The 14,477-nt window shown below is 52.2% G+C and carries 14 protein-coding genes; 11 read left to right on the forward strand and 3 right to left on the reverse strand.

Annotated elements, in window-relative coordinates:
* Positions 1-132: 132 nt before the first annotated feature.
* Positions 133-2,349 carry a 1,4-alpha-glucan branching protein GlgB gene (glgB, locus tag BUA40_RS11865; protein ID WP_218588196.1) on the reverse strand — a complete coding sequence of 739 codons (2,217 nt, stop codon included), beginning with the start codon at positions 2,347-2,349 and terminating at the stop codon, positions 133-135.
* A gap of 87 nt (positions 2,350-2,436) precedes the next feature.
* Between glgB and BUA40_RS11870 the strand changes: the two genes are divergently transcribed.
* Together BUA40_RS11870 and BUA40_RS11875 are read left to right on the forward strand one after the other, a co-directional pair.
* The gene (locus BUA40_RS11870; RefSeq protein ID WP_072801068.1) at positions 2,437-3,270 is read left to right on the forward strand and encodes a pyridoxamine kinase; all 834 of its coding nucleotides are present in this window, start codon (positions 2,437-2,439) and stop codon (positions 3,268-3,270) included.
* A 6-nt stretch (positions 3,271-3,276) separates the two neighbouring features.
* Positions 3,277-3,708: an acyl-CoA thioesterase gene (locus tag BUA40_RS11875; protein WP_083585390.1), complete on the forward strand. Its 432-nt coding sequence runs from the start codon at positions 3,277-3,279 to the stop codon at positions 3,706-3,708.
* A 90-nt stretch (positions 3,709-3,798) separates the two neighbouring features.
* On the opposite strand, the gene BUA40_RS11880 is transcribed toward BUA40_RS11875, so the two are convergent.
* Positions 3,799-5,235 carry an aldehyde dehydrogenase family protein gene (locus BUA40_RS11880; protein ID WP_072801069.1) on the reverse strand — a complete coding sequence of 479 codons (1,437 nt, stop codon included), beginning with the start codon at positions 5,233-5,235 and terminating at the stop codon, positions 3,799-3,801.
* A 140-nt stretch (positions 5,236-5,375) separates the two neighbouring features.
* Between BUA40_RS11880 and BUA40_RS11885 the strand changes: the two genes are divergently transcribed.
* The 6 genes from BUA40_RS11885 (at position 5,376) to BUA40_RS11915 (ending at position 10,837) form a co-directional block, all read left to right on the forward strand.
* A complete protein-coding gene (locus tag BUA40_RS11885) occupies positions 5,376-5,888 on the forward strand; it encodes a gamma carbonic anhydrase family protein (RefSeq protein ID WP_072801070.1) in 513 nt (170 codons plus the stop codon).
* A gap of 65 nt (positions 5,889-5,953) precedes the next feature.
* The gene (locus tag BUA40_RS11890; protein WP_072801071.1) at positions 5,954-6,916 is read left to right on the forward strand and encodes a diacylglycerol/lipid kinase family protein; all 963 of its coding nucleotides are present in this window, start codon (positions 5,954-5,956) and stop codon (positions 6,914-6,916) included.
* Complete coding sequence (locus BUA40_RS11895) at positions 6,916-7,983, forward strand: UDP-3-O-(3-hydroxymyristoyl)glucosamine N-acyltransferase (RefSeq protein ID WP_072801072.1); 1,068 nt, start codon at positions 6,916-6,918, stop codon at positions 7,981-7,983. The genes BUA40_RS11890 and BUA40_RS11895 overlap by 1 nt, the downstream gene beginning before the upstream one ends.
* A 183-nt stretch (positions 7,984-8,166) precedes the next feature.
* Positions 8,167-9,069 carry a UDP-3-O-acyl-N-acetylglucosamine deacetylase gene (locus tag BUA40_RS11900; protein ID WP_072801073.1) on the forward strand — a complete coding sequence of 301 codons (903 nt, stop codon included), beginning with the start codon at positions 8,167-8,169 and terminating at the stop codon, positions 9,067-9,069.
* Positions 9,038-9,529, forward strand: a complete 492-nt coding sequence (locus tag BUA40_RS11905) for a 3-hydroxyacyl-ACP dehydratase FabZ family protein (RefSeq protein WP_255369305.1) — start codon at positions 9,038-9,040, stop codon at positions 9,527-9,529. Before BUA40_RS11900 ends, BUA40_RS11905 begins: the two co-directional genes overlap by 32 nt.
* Positions 9,530-9,688: 159 nt before the next feature.
* Positions 9,689-10,837, forward strand: a complete 1,149-nt coding sequence (locus BUA40_RS11915; protein ID WP_143149794.1) for an FISUMP domain-containing protein — start codon at positions 9,689-9,691, stop codon at positions 10,835-10,837.
* A gap of 233 nt (positions 10,838-11,070) precedes the next feature.
* Here the strand turns inward: BUA40_RS11915 and BUA40_RS11920 are convergent, their stop codons facing one another.
* Positions 11,071-11,664 carry an L-threonylcarbamoyladenylate synthase gene (locus BUA40_RS11920; RefSeq protein WP_072801076.1) on the reverse strand — a complete coding sequence of 198 codons (594 nt, stop codon included), beginning with the start codon at positions 11,662-11,664 and terminating at the stop codon, positions 11,071-11,073.
* A gap of 125 nt (positions 11,665-11,789) precedes the next feature.
* Here BUA40_RS11920 and gatB point away from each other — a divergent pair, with 125 nt between their 5' ends.
* From gatB to BUA40_RS11935, 3 genes are all read left to right on the forward strand, one after another.
* Positions 11,790-13,247, forward strand: a complete 1,458-nt coding sequence (gatB, locus tag BUA40_RS11925; RefSeq protein WP_072801077.1) for an Asp-tRNA(Asn)/Glu-tRNA(Gln) amidotransferase subunit GatB — start codon at positions 11,790-11,792, stop codon at positions 13,245-13,247.
* Between the two features lie 159 nt (positions 13,248-13,406).
* Entirely contained in the window at positions 13,407-13,697 is a 291-nt protein-coding gene (locus tag BUA40_RS11930; RefSeq protein WP_072801078.1) for a hypothetical protein, read from the forward strand.
* A 6-nt stretch (positions 13,698-13,703) separates the two neighbouring features.
* On the forward strand, positions 13,704-14,438 hold the full coding sequence (locus BUA40_RS11935; protein ID WP_072801079.1) for an IMP cyclohydrolase: 735 nt from the start codon (positions 13,704-13,706) through the stop codon (positions 14,436-14,438).
* Positions 14,439-14,477 lie beyond the last annotated feature (39 nt).

A 14,477-nucleotide genomic window follows, 5' to 3' on the forward strand; every position in this document is an offset into this window, starting at 1 on the left:
CTTTGAAGAAACGCCTCGGCTCTGCCGGGGCGTTCTTTTATATTCGGCAAATATATCCGATTAATGAAGCCGGCTGTATAAACGAAAAGCCGCAGGCAAACGCCCGCGGCTTTTTTTAGATATTTTGTTGAGTTATCTTTCCAAGCGGAAGTAGACTGCGGCCAGCGGCGGGAGCTTGATATTCAGGCTCCACTGGCGGTTCTGCCACGGAATGTCCTGCGTCCAGACTTCGCCGAAGTTCCCCACGTTTGAGCCGCCAAACATGCTAGCGTCCGTGTTGAAGATTTCCTTCCACTTGCCGCGAGTCGGAGCGCCCAGGCGGTAGTCATTGCGGACTACCGGCGTGAAGTTGAACACGCAGAGGATTTCGTTTCCGTGGTCGTCCTTACGCACAAAACTTACGATGGAATTGTCGGCGTCGTCGCACCAGATCCATTCAAAGCCAGTGTAGTAGTGGTCGATTTCCCAGAACGGGGCGTTTTCCTTGTACAGGTGGTTCAAAACCTTCATCATCTGCAGGAGCTTGCCGTGGCTATCCCAGCTGACCAAGTGCCAGTCGAGGGAGCGCTTTTCGTTCCATTCGCGGAACTGACCGAAATCGTTGCCCATGAAGTTGAGTTTCTTGCCCGGATGCGCGTACTGGAAGGCGTAGGTGAGGCGGAGGTTTGCAAACTTCTGCCAGTTATCTCCCGGCATCTTACCGAGCATTGAACCCTTGCCGTGAACCACTTCGTCGTGGCTGAACACCTGGATGAAGTTTTCGCTGTAGGCGTACACCATGCTGAAAGTCAGCTGGTTGTGGTGGTACTTACGGTGAATCGGTTCGTGCTGAATATAGCTGAGGAAGTCGTTCATCCAGCCCATGTTCCACTTGTAGTGGAAGCCGAGGCCGCCCTGTTCAGGCGGACGCGTAATGCTCGGGAAGCTGGTGGATTCTTCGGCAATCAAGATTGCATGCGGCGTGAGGCGGCCCATGATGCTGTTCAGGTGCTTCAGGAATTCGAGCGTATCGTAGTTGATATTGCCGCCATCCTTGTTCGGCACCCACTGGCCGGGGCCCTTACCGTAGTCGAGGTAAAGCATCGATGCCACAGCGTCGACGCGCAGGCCGTCGCAGTGGAATTCCTTGAGCCAGTACATGGCGTTTGCAATCAGGAAGTTCTTGACTTCGTTGCGGCCCAGGTTGAAAATGTAGGTGCCCCAGTGCGGGTGCTCGCCCTGGCGCGGGTCGGCGTGTTCGTAACAGGCGGTGCCGTCGAAACGTCCGAGTGCGTGAGCATCCTTCGGGAAGTGGGCCGGAACCCAGTCCACAATCACGCCGATTTCGTTCTGGTGGCAAAGGTCCACAAAATGGCGGAACTGGTCAGGCGTACCGTAACGGCTCGTGGGGGAGTAGTAACCGGTCACCTGGTAGCCCCAAGATTCATCGAGCGGGTGTTCGGCAAGCGGCAAGAATTCCACGTGCGTGTAGCCCATTTCCTTAAGGTACGGAATCAAGGTGTCTGCAAGTTCGTCCCAGTTGAGGAAACGATCCGGATTTGCGGGGTCGCGACGCCAAGAGCCTGCGTGGACTTCGTAAATGTTCATCGGCGAACCGAAGACCTTGGTTGCCCAATGCGTAGTCATGTAAAGGTCATCACCCCATTCGTAGCCATCGAGGTGCGTGGTAATGGAGGCGGTTGCCGGGCGGACTTCGCTGAGTTTTGCGAGCGGGTCCACCTTCACGTGCAGGTTGCCGTCGGCACCATGAATTTCAAAGCGGTAGAGTTCGCCTTCGCCAATGTTCGGAATAAAGATTTCCCAAATGCCGGTGCTGCCGAGCATGCGCATCTGGTGGCGGCGGCCGTCCCAGCTGTTAAAGCTACCGACCACGGAGACCGCGCGGGCGTTCGGAGCCCAAACAGCAAAGTGTACGCCTTTAAAGCCCTGGTGTTCTACAAGGTTTGCGCCCAACTTGCGGTACAGTTCGTAGTGCGTGCCGCTGGAAATCAAGTGGCGGTCAAAGTCGCTAAGTACAGGGAGGAATGCATACGGGTCAGTCAGCGTGTATTCGTTGCCGTCGTCCTGCTTGATAATCAAGTTATAAAAGAACGGTTCGTATTCCTTGTCGAGAATGGCTTCGAAAAATCCCGTGTTGCCAAGCTTCATGAAGTCGAACTCGAACTCGCCGTCGCAAGATTCACCGCGAATAAAGCTAGCCTGCGGCTGGTAAGCGCGAATCACCGTCTTCACGCCGCGGTCCGTATTCAGCGGATGCAAACCCAAGATGGAAAAAGGATCCTTTGTATTAAAATCCCAAATGGCACGCATGTCTTCCGAAGTCAAGCTCGTGAAGTCATTCCATTCCATATCATACTCCTGTAAAACACCTAGTTGTAATGTCGTAAATATAACTTAATCAAAAAAAATGGGGCTTTGCAATTCTATATTTGGGGCATGTACAGGCGAGTCCTTACGATTCAAGATATTTCGTGCTTTGGACAGTGCTCCCTCACGGTGGCACTGCCGATTATTTCTGCGTGCGGTGTAGAGACGGCTGTGTTGCCGTCGGCGATTCTTTCGACCCATACGGGTGGCTTTACGGGCTGGACATTCCAGGACCTGACTAAAGAAATGTTGCCGATTAGCGAACACTGGCGTGTGGCTGATATTCGCTTCGATGCATTCTATACTGGTTATCTGGGTTCTATTGAGCAAATCAACATGGTTCAGCACATTATGGACACCAACGGTGTCGATGGTGCGATTCGGGTGGTAGACCCTGCCATGGCCGACAACGGGGCGCTTTACCCCGGCTTTAACATGGAATTTGTCGCTGCCATGAAGGATTTGTGCGCCCATGCCGATGTTTTGCTCCCGAACATGACCGAAGCTTGCATGCTCACCGATACGGAATACAGCGAAAACATTGACCGCGAAACGGTCGAAATGCTTTGCAAAAAACTCTGCGAACTGGGCACCAAGTCGGTGGTGCTGACCGGTGTCGGATTCCGCGCGGGATACACGGGCGTGATGCTTTACGACGGTAAGGAATTCAACTACTACGAACACAAGAAGATTACCAAGGGCTTTAACGGCACGGGTGACTGCTATGCTTCTGCATTTGTGGGAGCCATGCTCCGTGGTCGTTCCATGGTCGATGCGGCCCGAATTGCGGCTGATTTTGTGTTGGAATGTATCGAAAAGACGTACGAAGACAAGTCTCACTGGTATGGAGTCAAGTTTGAACTTGCGCTCCCGAGCTTGATTAAAAATTTGGCAGACGAGTAGGTTCTTATGGCAATTGCGATGGAAGAAACGGTTGACCCGATGCAGTTTACGCAGGTGTTCAAGGTAACGCCCGAAATGATTGACGACAATCATCATTTCAACAACGTGTGGTCGGTGCAGTGGATTCAGGATATCGCGATTGCCCATTCCGATTCCGTGGGCGGTACGCAGCTGATGCGTGACCTAGGTGCCGGCTGGATGATTCACGTACAGCACGTGGAATACAAGAACCAGGCTTTCCTCGGTGATGAAATCCGCGGAACTACGTGGGTTGCCGCTTACGGTAAAGTGGCTAGCTTACGCAAATGCCGCTTTGAACGCGTCTCTGACGGCAAGGTGATTTTTGAGTCTGAAACCCAGTGGGTGCTTGTTGACATGAAACGCGGTCGCCCCATCGCCATTACCGACGAAATGAAGCGCCTGTACGTCGGTCACTAGTTAGTATACAGTAGACAGTAGGCAGTAGGAAGTGACTCGAATGTGTCATCCTGAGCAACGTCACCCTGAACTTGTTTCAGGGTCAGCTTTTTATTTTAAGAAATATTCCGCAATCCGTTGGATTCTTGCCCGGAGGCTTTTTTCGTTGTCTTTGTGGTACGGCGGGTAAAGGAATGTCATGGTGTCGAGGGCGCTCTGCCGCATCACGTTGCGTTCGTGACTGAATGTCTTGAATCCGTAAATCCCGTGGTAATTGCCGGTGCCACTCATGCCCACGCCGCCAAACGGAACGGAATTATTTGCAATCTGCAAAATGCAATGATTCACGCAGGTAGAGCCCGAGGTTGTGCGGGCGATGACTTCGTTGATTTTCACTTCGGACTTTCCGAAAATGTACAGTGCCAGCGGCTTCGGGCGCGCTTGAACGAAGGCGATTGCTTCTTCTAGAGAATCATAGGCAATTATCGGGAGAAGGGGGCCGAAAATTTCGGATTCCATAATGCGCATGTCGGCGGTGACACCCGTGAGTACGGTTGCGGGAGTGTAGCGGTTTTTGATGTCGTCGGGGCTGAATTGCGCGCCGATGACAGCCTTCGCGCCGTTGTCCAAAGCGTCTTTGATGAGCCCTTGATGGCGCTCCACAGTTCGGCTTTCTACGATGTGCACGAAAATTTCGGAGTTGCGGCGTGCCTCATCGGTTTCGCCGTACATTTTCTTGATGTTGTCTGCGATGGCTTCGGCGAGCGGTTGCATTAAACGGCGCGGACAAAGCATGTAGTCGGGAGCGATGCAGGTCTGGCCTGCGTTCAGGCACTTGCCCCAGGCGAGTTTCTTCGCGGCATCCTTGATTTTAACATCGTCCAGAATGATTACCGGCGATTTTCCGCCAAGTTCGAGCGTAACGCCGGCGTGAATCTTGGCCGCTTCTTCTGCCACATGGGCACCTACGTTCGGACTACCTGTAAAGAACACATGATCGAAGGGAAGGGCAAGTAACTGGTCGCCAATTTCGGCACCTGCGCCCTGCATGACGGCGACTTCATTCTGCTGGAAAACTTCTTTAATAATCGATTCCAAAACTTCGGCAACATGCGGAGTCTTGTGGCTCGGCTTTGCAATCACCACGTTGCCTGCGGCAATAGCCGCTACAATCGGCGAAATAAACAGCAAGAACGGGTAATTCCACGGGGCCATAATCAGCACGCGGCCCTTGGGCTCAAAATGACTCACGCTTGAATTCAGCGGGAACAGGAAACTCCAGCTACCGTCTTTATCTTCGACCCAATCGGGCAAATGATTCACGGTGTGGTCGATTTCTTGCAGGGCGGGGTAGACTTCGGTGAGCCAAGCTTCAGTCTTCGGTTTATGAAAGTCGGCCCATACGGCATCGTAGAATTCCTGCTGTCGAGCCTCGATAACCTTGCGGAGTTTGAGCAATTTGACGATGCGTTCTTTTACGCTTGTTTGTGCAATCTTCCAGCGATTTTCACCTTGCGCATCAAATATGTTTTGTAAGAAATCTGACATGCTGCACAATATAATTTTTAGTCATTCGTTTTAGGTCTAGGGACGCTCGTTTTATGGCTCTGTAGTGCGTTAAACGATTCTAGCCACAAAATCCTGTCTACTGTCTACTGCCTACTGTCTACTTTTTATACATTATAAATATGGCAAGTTTGATTGAATTCAAGGGTAAAAAGCCCATCCTTGGCGAACGCGTGTTTATCGCGGAAGGTGCCAAAGTCATTGGCGATGTAGAAATTGGCGACGATTCGTCTGTTTTTTACAATACGGTAATCCGTGCTGACCTCGCCGAAATTCGCATTGGCAAGCGTACCAATATCCAGGACAATGTGACCGTCCACCTTTCGACCGGTGTCGGAGTCCATGTGGGTGACGATGTGACGGTGGGCCATAATGCCATTTTGCATGCTTGCGATGTGGACGACCACGTGTTGATTGGCATGGGTGCAATCCTCATGGACGGCGTACACATCAAGTCGAACAGCGTGGTGGCTGCCGGTGCCGTGGTGACGCAAAACAAGGAATTCCCGGAACGCAGCTTGATTGTGGGTGCTCCGGCCCATGTGGTGCGTGAACTGACCGAAGACGAAATCCGCAAATTCCATGAAAATGCGGAACATTATTTGGTCATTAAAGAAGAGTTGAGAAACTCTTAACGCTTTTTTGCTACAAAAAACTTTGCTTTAGACTTGATCCTTTATATAATTATATTTTAGCTGTGATGTATAAGTTTGTCTTTCTCATTAATCCGATTAGTGGCGGCGGCCAGGGCAAGGTGATTCACCAGTATTTGCCCGAAATCATGTCTTCCTTGAATTATACGGAAGACCAATGGAAGGCCGAATTTACCAATATTGATGGGTTAGACAATCAGATCAGGGATGCTCTTGCCAATACAGAAAAACTGGTGGCCGTCGGTGGCGATGGCACCGTGTCCTCTGTCCTTTCGGTGATGGTCTCTTCGGAATACGCGAAGTCCGTGAAAATCGGCCTGATCCCGCTGGGTACAGGTAACGATCTTGCCCGCGTTTTGAATCTTTACAAACCCTATGTGGACAAGGGACTCTTGTTCCTGGTGCGTAGGCTTTTGCAGGCCAAGGCGCGCCCCTTTGATATCTGGAAGGTTAACGGAAAACTGGCCTTTGCGAACTATTTTTCGGGCGGTATCGATGCCCGAATTGCTCACGATTTTAACCGCGCCCGCGCCAATGGCGAATTCAATTCGAATTCCGTGCTGGTGAACAAACTGCATTACGTGAAGAGTTTCTTTGCGGACCGCTCTTACCAGCTTAAAAAGGGTAAGCTTTCGTTTGTAGATGCCGAGGGCCGCAGCTGGCAAAAGATTCTGGATGGTCACCGCACCGTGATTGTGGGCAATATCCCGAGTTTTGCAAGCGGCGCAAATCCGTTCTACAAGTCCGACATGGCTGATGGCCTGCTCGAAATCGTATGTGTGCCGAATATGTTCAGGTTCTTGCTGGCCATTGCGGTCGGAAACTTGCCTGTAATCGGAAATCTGGTTAAGAAGTATTTCATCAAGACTCGCAAGGCAAAATCCATTAAGCTTGAATTTGCCGAAGATGAATTCTTGCAGCTCGACGGCGAAGACCTGAGCGGTAAACTCGGCGGCCATGTAGACATTGACTTTGCCTGCAAGGTGCAGATTATGGCGCTGGGGGAATAATGTTCTCCGTTCGCGCCTCAGACATAATCGATTACCTGCAAAACATATGCCAAATTGAATGCCGCGTCTTGCGCGAGTCGCCAGAGGTTACTTTAACAGGCTTTGCCGCACTGACGCAGGCTCGTGAAAACGATGTGAGTTTCTGGGTCGGTCGCGTCGAGAGCGTGACGCATGCGAATGGTCCTTCGAACGACGATTTGAAAAAGACGGCCGCTGGCCTCCTATTCGTGCCTTCTGCTGCGGCGCAATCGGGCGAGGTCTCGTTTGCCGAGATTTTCCCGAATGCAAAGAATATTGTCGCCGTCGCTGAACCTTACCATGCCATGGTCAAGTTTCTGGAGCATTTCGAAGGCAACGGATTCACCGACAACATGGAATCGGGTGTGCATTTTGACCGCGACTACATGGGCGTCGGCTATGGCGAAAACGGCCCCTGGATTCACCCGTCGGCGGTTGTCGAAGGCTTTGTTGACGAAGGCTGCTTTGTCGGGCCCGGCTGCGTCGTGATGCGTGGTGCAAGCGTCGGGCGAGGCTGCCGCCTGGAATCGAACGTGACCATTTACCCGAATGTCATCGTGGGCGAGGACTGCATTTTTCAGGCGGGCGTCGTCGTCGGTAGCCGCGGTTTCGGATTCTATGAGCACGAAGGCGAACGCCGCATGGTGCCGCATTTTGCAGGCGTCTGCATCGGGAACCGTTGCAGCTTTGGTGCAAACACAGTCGTGGCGGCCGGATTCATTTCTCCGACGACTATTGGCGACAACTGCCATCTGGATTCCATGGTGCAGATTGCGCACAACTGCGTTTTAGGCAATAACATTTATATGGCCTCGCAAACGGCTCTCGGCGGCACGACGATTCTCGAAGATGGTGTGCAGTTCGCGGGCGGCGCAAAGGCGGCGGGGCACTTGACCGTTGGCAAGAATGCGATTGTGACTGCGAAAGCGGGCGTGACCAAGAGCGTGCCTGCGGGTAAGACTGTCGCTGGATTCCCGGCGATTGATATCGACATCTGGCGTCGTCAAATGGTCGAGCTCCGCGTTATGGCGAAGAAAAAACTGAAGTAGACAGTAGACGGTAGGCAGTAGGAAGTGACACGAACGTGTCATCCTGAGCTATACGAAACTAAGAACTTTAGTTCTCAAGTTGAGTTATGCCCTTTGGGTAGTAGTGTAACGAGTCGAAGGATCTTTTGTTGACTGAGACTCGTAAATGTCTTTCTGCAGATATTTGCTATTTTGTAGCTCGTAATGAGTAATGTGTGTGAATTTAAATCCCCCAGCTTAAGCTTTGGTTCGACATCGGTTTCTGTCGAGCCGCTGGAAAAGGACCCGCAGAAAGTTCCCTTTGTGGCTTGGTATGTGGGCGAAAAGCTTTTTTATCGCAGCGATGCGTGTCATTGTTTTGAAGAACTTGAATTTTTTGCGAAGCGCACCGCTGGCTACAAACTGAGCGAATCCGGCTTGGGACTCTTGTCGCCGGAGCATTTGGCATCTGTGTTCCTGATGTGGCCGCACCGGCGCTTTAATGTGCGACTCTCTGATGCGGCCAAGCCCGAAGTCCCGATGATGGACGGTTCTGCAATTCCGTTCTTCTGCGAAATGCGAAAATTCTGCGGAGCGCCCGAAGAACTCGTCTTTTTCGACGCCCCTGTGCATGCCGAGTGGGACTTGGGTAGCGATACCGCAGTCTACGGCCATGTCCGCATTACGCCGGCGGAAACCTTCGAAGTGGAATACGTGCTCGACCGCAACACCGCCCGCGACGGTTACGACCTGAAGTCGGCGGCGTCCGTCTCCATTTATTCGCCCGAAAACTTGTACCAAATTTTCATGGCGCGCACCTTCATCCATCAGGTGGAACTGGAGCGCGCTCAAGCGGCAGGGCTCCTCGCCGGAGTCGATGAATCTTGCGGACTCCTGCTCGCAGCGGGGGATTGCGCGGCTCAAAACAGCGCCTGTTCGCCAAAATTCCGCATCGCGAACGAGCCTGCGATGCATAAAATACTAGATTTGATTGGAGACCTGAGTTTTATCTGTCCGGCCCTTCCGAGGGTCAGAATCGAAATCACCAACGGTGGGCACGTGTCCCATCGACAAATTATGGAGAAAATTATTCCTTATGTCCATGCTGGAATCTTTACCCAAGTCTAATGTCGCCGGAATCCTCTACGATGCCGAAGTCGTCCACAGCGTGCTTCCGCAGAAGGCCCCGTTTGCCTTTGTCGATGAAATCTTGAGTCTCGACGCCGAAAACATGGAAATCGTTGCCAAGTGGCATTTGACCGGCGAAGAAGGATTCCTCAAGGGACATTTCCCGGGCAATCCGGTGCTCCCCGGCGTGATTCAGATTGAATCCATGGCCCAGGCCGCCACGCTCCTCACCATGATTGGTCGCGAAGCCGAAACTACCGGCAAGCGCCCCGCCTTCATGGGTGTCGAAAACTGCCGTTTCCGCGCTCCGGTGATTCCGAAGGCTGAAATCGTTCTGAAGGCCAAGCTCATCATGGCCCGCCACGGCATTTACAAGTACAGCGGCGAACTCCTGACCGTCGACGCCGAAGGCAAGGAAACCCTCTGCACCAAGGCCGACTTCAGCGCCGCTATGGTGTAATTATTTAATGCCCTCTCTGTCTTCCCGGCGTAAGCCGGGATTTCCTTTGATGCCTGCTAAGGATTGCTTTATTGTCACGCTGATTGGGAATCACTAACGTGATTCCTTTTTTTATAATTTAAATTTGGCAAAAAAGATTGAGGTTCCAGGAGGTTTTCTGTGAAATATTTTGTTGCGTTGTTGCTTTCTGCTTTTTTGTTCGTCGCCTGCGGTGACGACGACAGCAGCAGCTTCGTGAGTCCGGAGAAGGAATCTTCGTCTAGCGAAATTCTGAGCAGCGGCGACGGGACCAGTGACGGCAATGGAGACAAATCCAGCAGCAGCGTCTCGTCTTCGTCTACGAACAGCTCTTTTTCCGCAAAATCAAGCTCTTCCACGGATTCCAAGAGCAGTTCTTCGAGTAGTTTGGTGCTTTTTGAAAGCTCCAGTTCCTTGTCTAAACAACTACGGTGCCTATTGGAGTGTACGGATGACTGCGAAGGGGAAACCTATTGGCAAGGGAGCGATTATCAAATGATTTGCCATGATGGGCAATGGCTTAATCTAGATTCTATGGAGCAGGCGAATGCGCCAAGCAGCAGCAGCTACTTCGACATGACGGAGCAGTTCAACGAGAAGGTGTCTTACGGCGAGTTCACGGACCCGCGTGACGGGCAGAAGTACCGCACGGTGAGCTTAAAGGATGGCCTTTATTATACTGACTCGCTTGTGTTTTTTGCAGAGAATCTCAATTTTGGCAAAATGATTCCTGGAGGTTCTGTACAGGGAGACTCCACGAAGTACTGCTACGATGACGATCCGTGGTACTGCGAGAACGGTTGGGGCGGGCTCTATACCTGGAGCCGTGCGATGAATCTTCCATCGGTTTGCGATTCTGTCAAGTTTGGGTCGGAGAAATGCTATTTCTCTTTTGCTCAGGATAAGGATGGAAAATATATCGATGGTGAAATTATTCATCAGGGAATTTGCCCTGAGGGTTGGCATATAGCGAATGATGGCGAATGGGCTTATCTTCAGGAGAAAAGCGGCAACAGTGTCGCCTACTACATGGGTTCAAAGGTCGCCGGCTTCGGTAATAACAGCTATGGGTTATCGATATTGCCCGCCGGGTATTGGGAACGGTATCCGAACGGAACAACGGTGTTTCAAAATATAAAGGAGCAGACGCTTTTTTGGCTTCCCGGACAGAATTCTGATCATCCAGACGAAGCTAGATTGACAAACGTTATGGATAATCAAATGTCTCGAGGCGGGTCGCGAAAGAAGAATGATTATGCGCATTCAATTCGCTGTGTAAAGAACTACTAGTTCACCACAATCTTTAACAAAAAAGTTTAACAAAAAATCAGGGTTATGCCAAATAACCCACAGGGAGGGACTTATGTCTAAGAAGAAAAGCGACGGCGAATGCCTGGCCGCTAAGCGAACATTCCGGAACGGCCATGTGAGCGTGCGGTGCAGGCAGAGCCGAAGCGCTCTTCGCAATAATGACTCTTATTAAACAGAAATCACGTTAGAGATTTCGAATTCGTGTGGCTTTTTTACGGATCCAGCAAATCGCCACGGATGACTTCGACTTGATCCCCAATTAAACTGATGATGTTAGTCGGATTGATTTCGATGGGGCCGCAGTCGACCATCATGTCAACGGAATGCTCGAAGGTTTTCCAGATATCGTCCGGCTCGTACATGTCTTCTTCGGTGAGCTTGGCGGCCGTACTCAGAATCGGCTTGTCGAAATGCTGGAAAAGTTCCTTGAAGAACGGGTGCGTCGGCATTCTCACGCCGATTTCCGGGCGCTTGACGTCCAGGCGGCGGGCGATATGCGGGTCGGCGGGCAAAATAAACGTGTATGGTCCGGGCACGCGCGGCTTCATTATGTTGAATGCAAAGTTGTCTACACGGGCGTAGTCGGTTGCCTTGCGAATGTCCGGAATGATGAGCGCCATGAAGAACTTCTTCATCGGCTTCTTGAGGGCATAAAGCTTGTGGATTGCCTTGGGCGATTCGGCGTTACAGCCAATTGCGTAACCAGATTCAGTGGGGTAGAGAACAAGACCGTCGTCTTCGAGGGCGGCTGCGGCAAGCTTCACGATTCTCGCTTGCGGATTTACAGGGTGAACTTCAAAACGCATGGCGATAAAATAGTAAAAACATAGGAAATTGCAATAGCTGATTTTAAGGGCTAAAAACTCAAAATTCCTGCTGTTTAGCCTGTCTTTTTTCTATTTTGTATGCCGTAAAATAATACGGAGTTTTTATGTCCAATTATTGTCCTGTTATCGGTCTTGAAATCCATTGTCAGCTCGCGACTAAAACCAAGATGTTCTGCGGCTGCGAAATCGAAGTGAATACGACCCCGAACAAGCACGTTTGCCCCGTTTGCCTCGGTATGCCGGGTGCCATGCCCGTGCCGAACAAGAAGGCGGTGGAATACGCCATTCGCTTAGGCCTCGCCTTGAACTGCGAAATCGACCTGAACGCCATGTGGACCCGCAAGAACTACTTCTACCCGGACTTGCCGAAGGGCTACCAGATTACCCAGACGGGCGGACTTCCGGTGTACGACCACCCGATTTGCAAGAACGGCTGGCTCGAAATCGTCAAGGAAGACGGTACCAAGAAGCGCGTGGGCATTACCCGTATTCACATGGAAGAAGACGCTGGCAAGCTCATCCACGACATGAGCCCGACCGATTCCCACTTCGACGCGAACCGCTGCGGCACTCCGCTTTGCGAAATCGTGACCGAACCGGATATCCGTAGCCCCGAAGAAGCCGTGCTCGTCTTGAAGAAAATCAAGCAGACGCTTGAATACACGCGTGTTTCCAATGCCAACATGGAAAACGGCAACATGCGCTGCGACGGCAACATTTCTCTGCGTGCCAGCGAAGACGCTCCGTTCGGTATCCGTGCCGAAATCAAGAACCTGAACAGTTTTACGAACCTCGAAAAGGCTCTCTACTGCGAAATGAACCTGCAGGCCTCGACGCTCGATGCCGGCAAGGAAGTGGAACAGTGTACCAAGCGTTACGACCCCAACGCGGACAAGACCATCGTCATCCGCTCCAAGGAAGACGCCCACGACTACAAGTACTTCCCGGAACCGGACATGGTCCGCCTCGTGACCGACCCGGCCTTTGTGGAAGAAATCCGCCGCACGCTTCCGGAACTGCCGGATGCCCGCCGCAAGCGCTTCATGGATGACTTCGGTGTCTCCGAATACGACGCCATGGTGCTGACCGAAGACCGCGACGTGAGCGAATGGTACGACACTGCTGCCAAGAACTGCAAGAACGGCAAGGTCTTGGCCAACTGGGTGATTACCGAACTCCTCGCCAAGGTGAAGGAACTGGAAGGCGGCCTCTCTGCCCTCAAGATCAAGCCCGAAGACCTCTGCAAACTCGTGAACCTCATTGCCGACAACACCATCAACGGTAAGATTGCTAAGACGGTCTTCGCCGAAATGTTTGAAACCGGCAAGGACCCTGAAGCTATCGTGAAGGAAAAGGGCCTTGTGCAGGTGACCGACACCGGCGCCATCGAAGAAGTGGTCCGTGCCGTGTGTGCCGAAAACGCAGCCCAGTTCGCCGAATTCAAGGCCGGCAAGGTGGCGCTCAAGGGCTTCCTCGTGGGTATGACCATGCGCAAGTCCGGCGGCAAGGCCAACCCGGGCCTCGTGAACCAGATCCTCGACAAGCTCGCGAAGGAAGGGTAGGGGTTCTGGGCTGTGGGGTCGCTCGTTTCACTCGCTCTGAGCGATGAGGTAGAGATGTCAAATAGTACATCTACTTTTCCTCATACCTCAAAGGCGCAATGCGCCGACCCCATACCTCACACCTCACACCTTATACCTCGTACCCTTTGCATTTTTCTTTTGCTTGTTATTGTCCTCGCTCTTCCCGCAGCCGCAGCCGACAAGCTCGACAAGTATGACAGCGCCTATGTGAGTACGCTGAACATGACCGACGAAGAAGCGGCGGAACTCTACGGCATCGATTCGACTAAATTGAATCAGGGGCCGACGCTTCAGGAACTCAACGAAGAGAATCCGAGTTACGTCAAGCGCGAATACAACCACCGCCAGCAAGTGATCGTTGGCAGCGTGGTGATGCTCTGCGTCGCCGTCGCCATGGTGCTCATGAACAATTATAACCCGAAAAGGTAGACTCCTATGAAATACACAGACGAAGCAAAACAGAATTTCAAGGCCCTCTCCAACAACCCGTATCCTGGTCGTGGCATCGTGCTCGGCACTAGCGCCGACGGCAAGTCCTACGTGCAGGTCTACTGGATCATGGGCCGTAGCGTCAACAGCCGCAACCGCGTTTTCGAAATGGAAGCCAAGACCGGCTTCATGAAGACGAAGGCCTTCGACGAGTCCAAGCTCACGGACCCGCACCTGATTATCTACTATCCGGCCCGTCACACCGCCGACGTCCAGATTATCACCAACGGCGACCAGACCGATACGATTTATAACGCTATCAAGCTCGGTGGTACTTTCGAAAGCGCTCTCGCTACCCGCCAGTACGAAGACGACGCTCCGAACTTCACGCCGCGTATTTCGGGCATCCATTACAAGAACGCCCAGCCGGCCCTCTACAAGCTCTCTATTCTCAAGAGCCGCAACAACTGCGAAGACGCCGGTTGCGAACGCATGACCTTTGAATTTGAAAAGGCTCTGCCGGGTCTCGGCCACTTCATCAGCACCTACGAAACCGACGGCAATCCGATTCCGTCCTTCAAGGGTTTCCCGCAGCTGATGCCGATCTTCGACAATGCCGAAGACACGCTCAAGAAGTACTGGGCTGCTCTCGACAAGGACAACAAGGTTTCCCTGATGGTCAAGTGGATCGACCGCAAGACCTTCAAGGCCAAGACCTTGATCGTGAACAAGAACAAGTAAGAGCAAAGATGTTGCTAAAGCGGTTCCCGTTTTAAGGAG

Origin of the sequence: Fibrobacter sp. UWT2, assembly GCF_900142545.1 — a bacterium.
Classification (GTDB): domain Bacteria; phylum Fibrobacterota; class Fibrobacteria; order Fibrobacterales; family Fibrobacteraceae; genus Fibrobacter.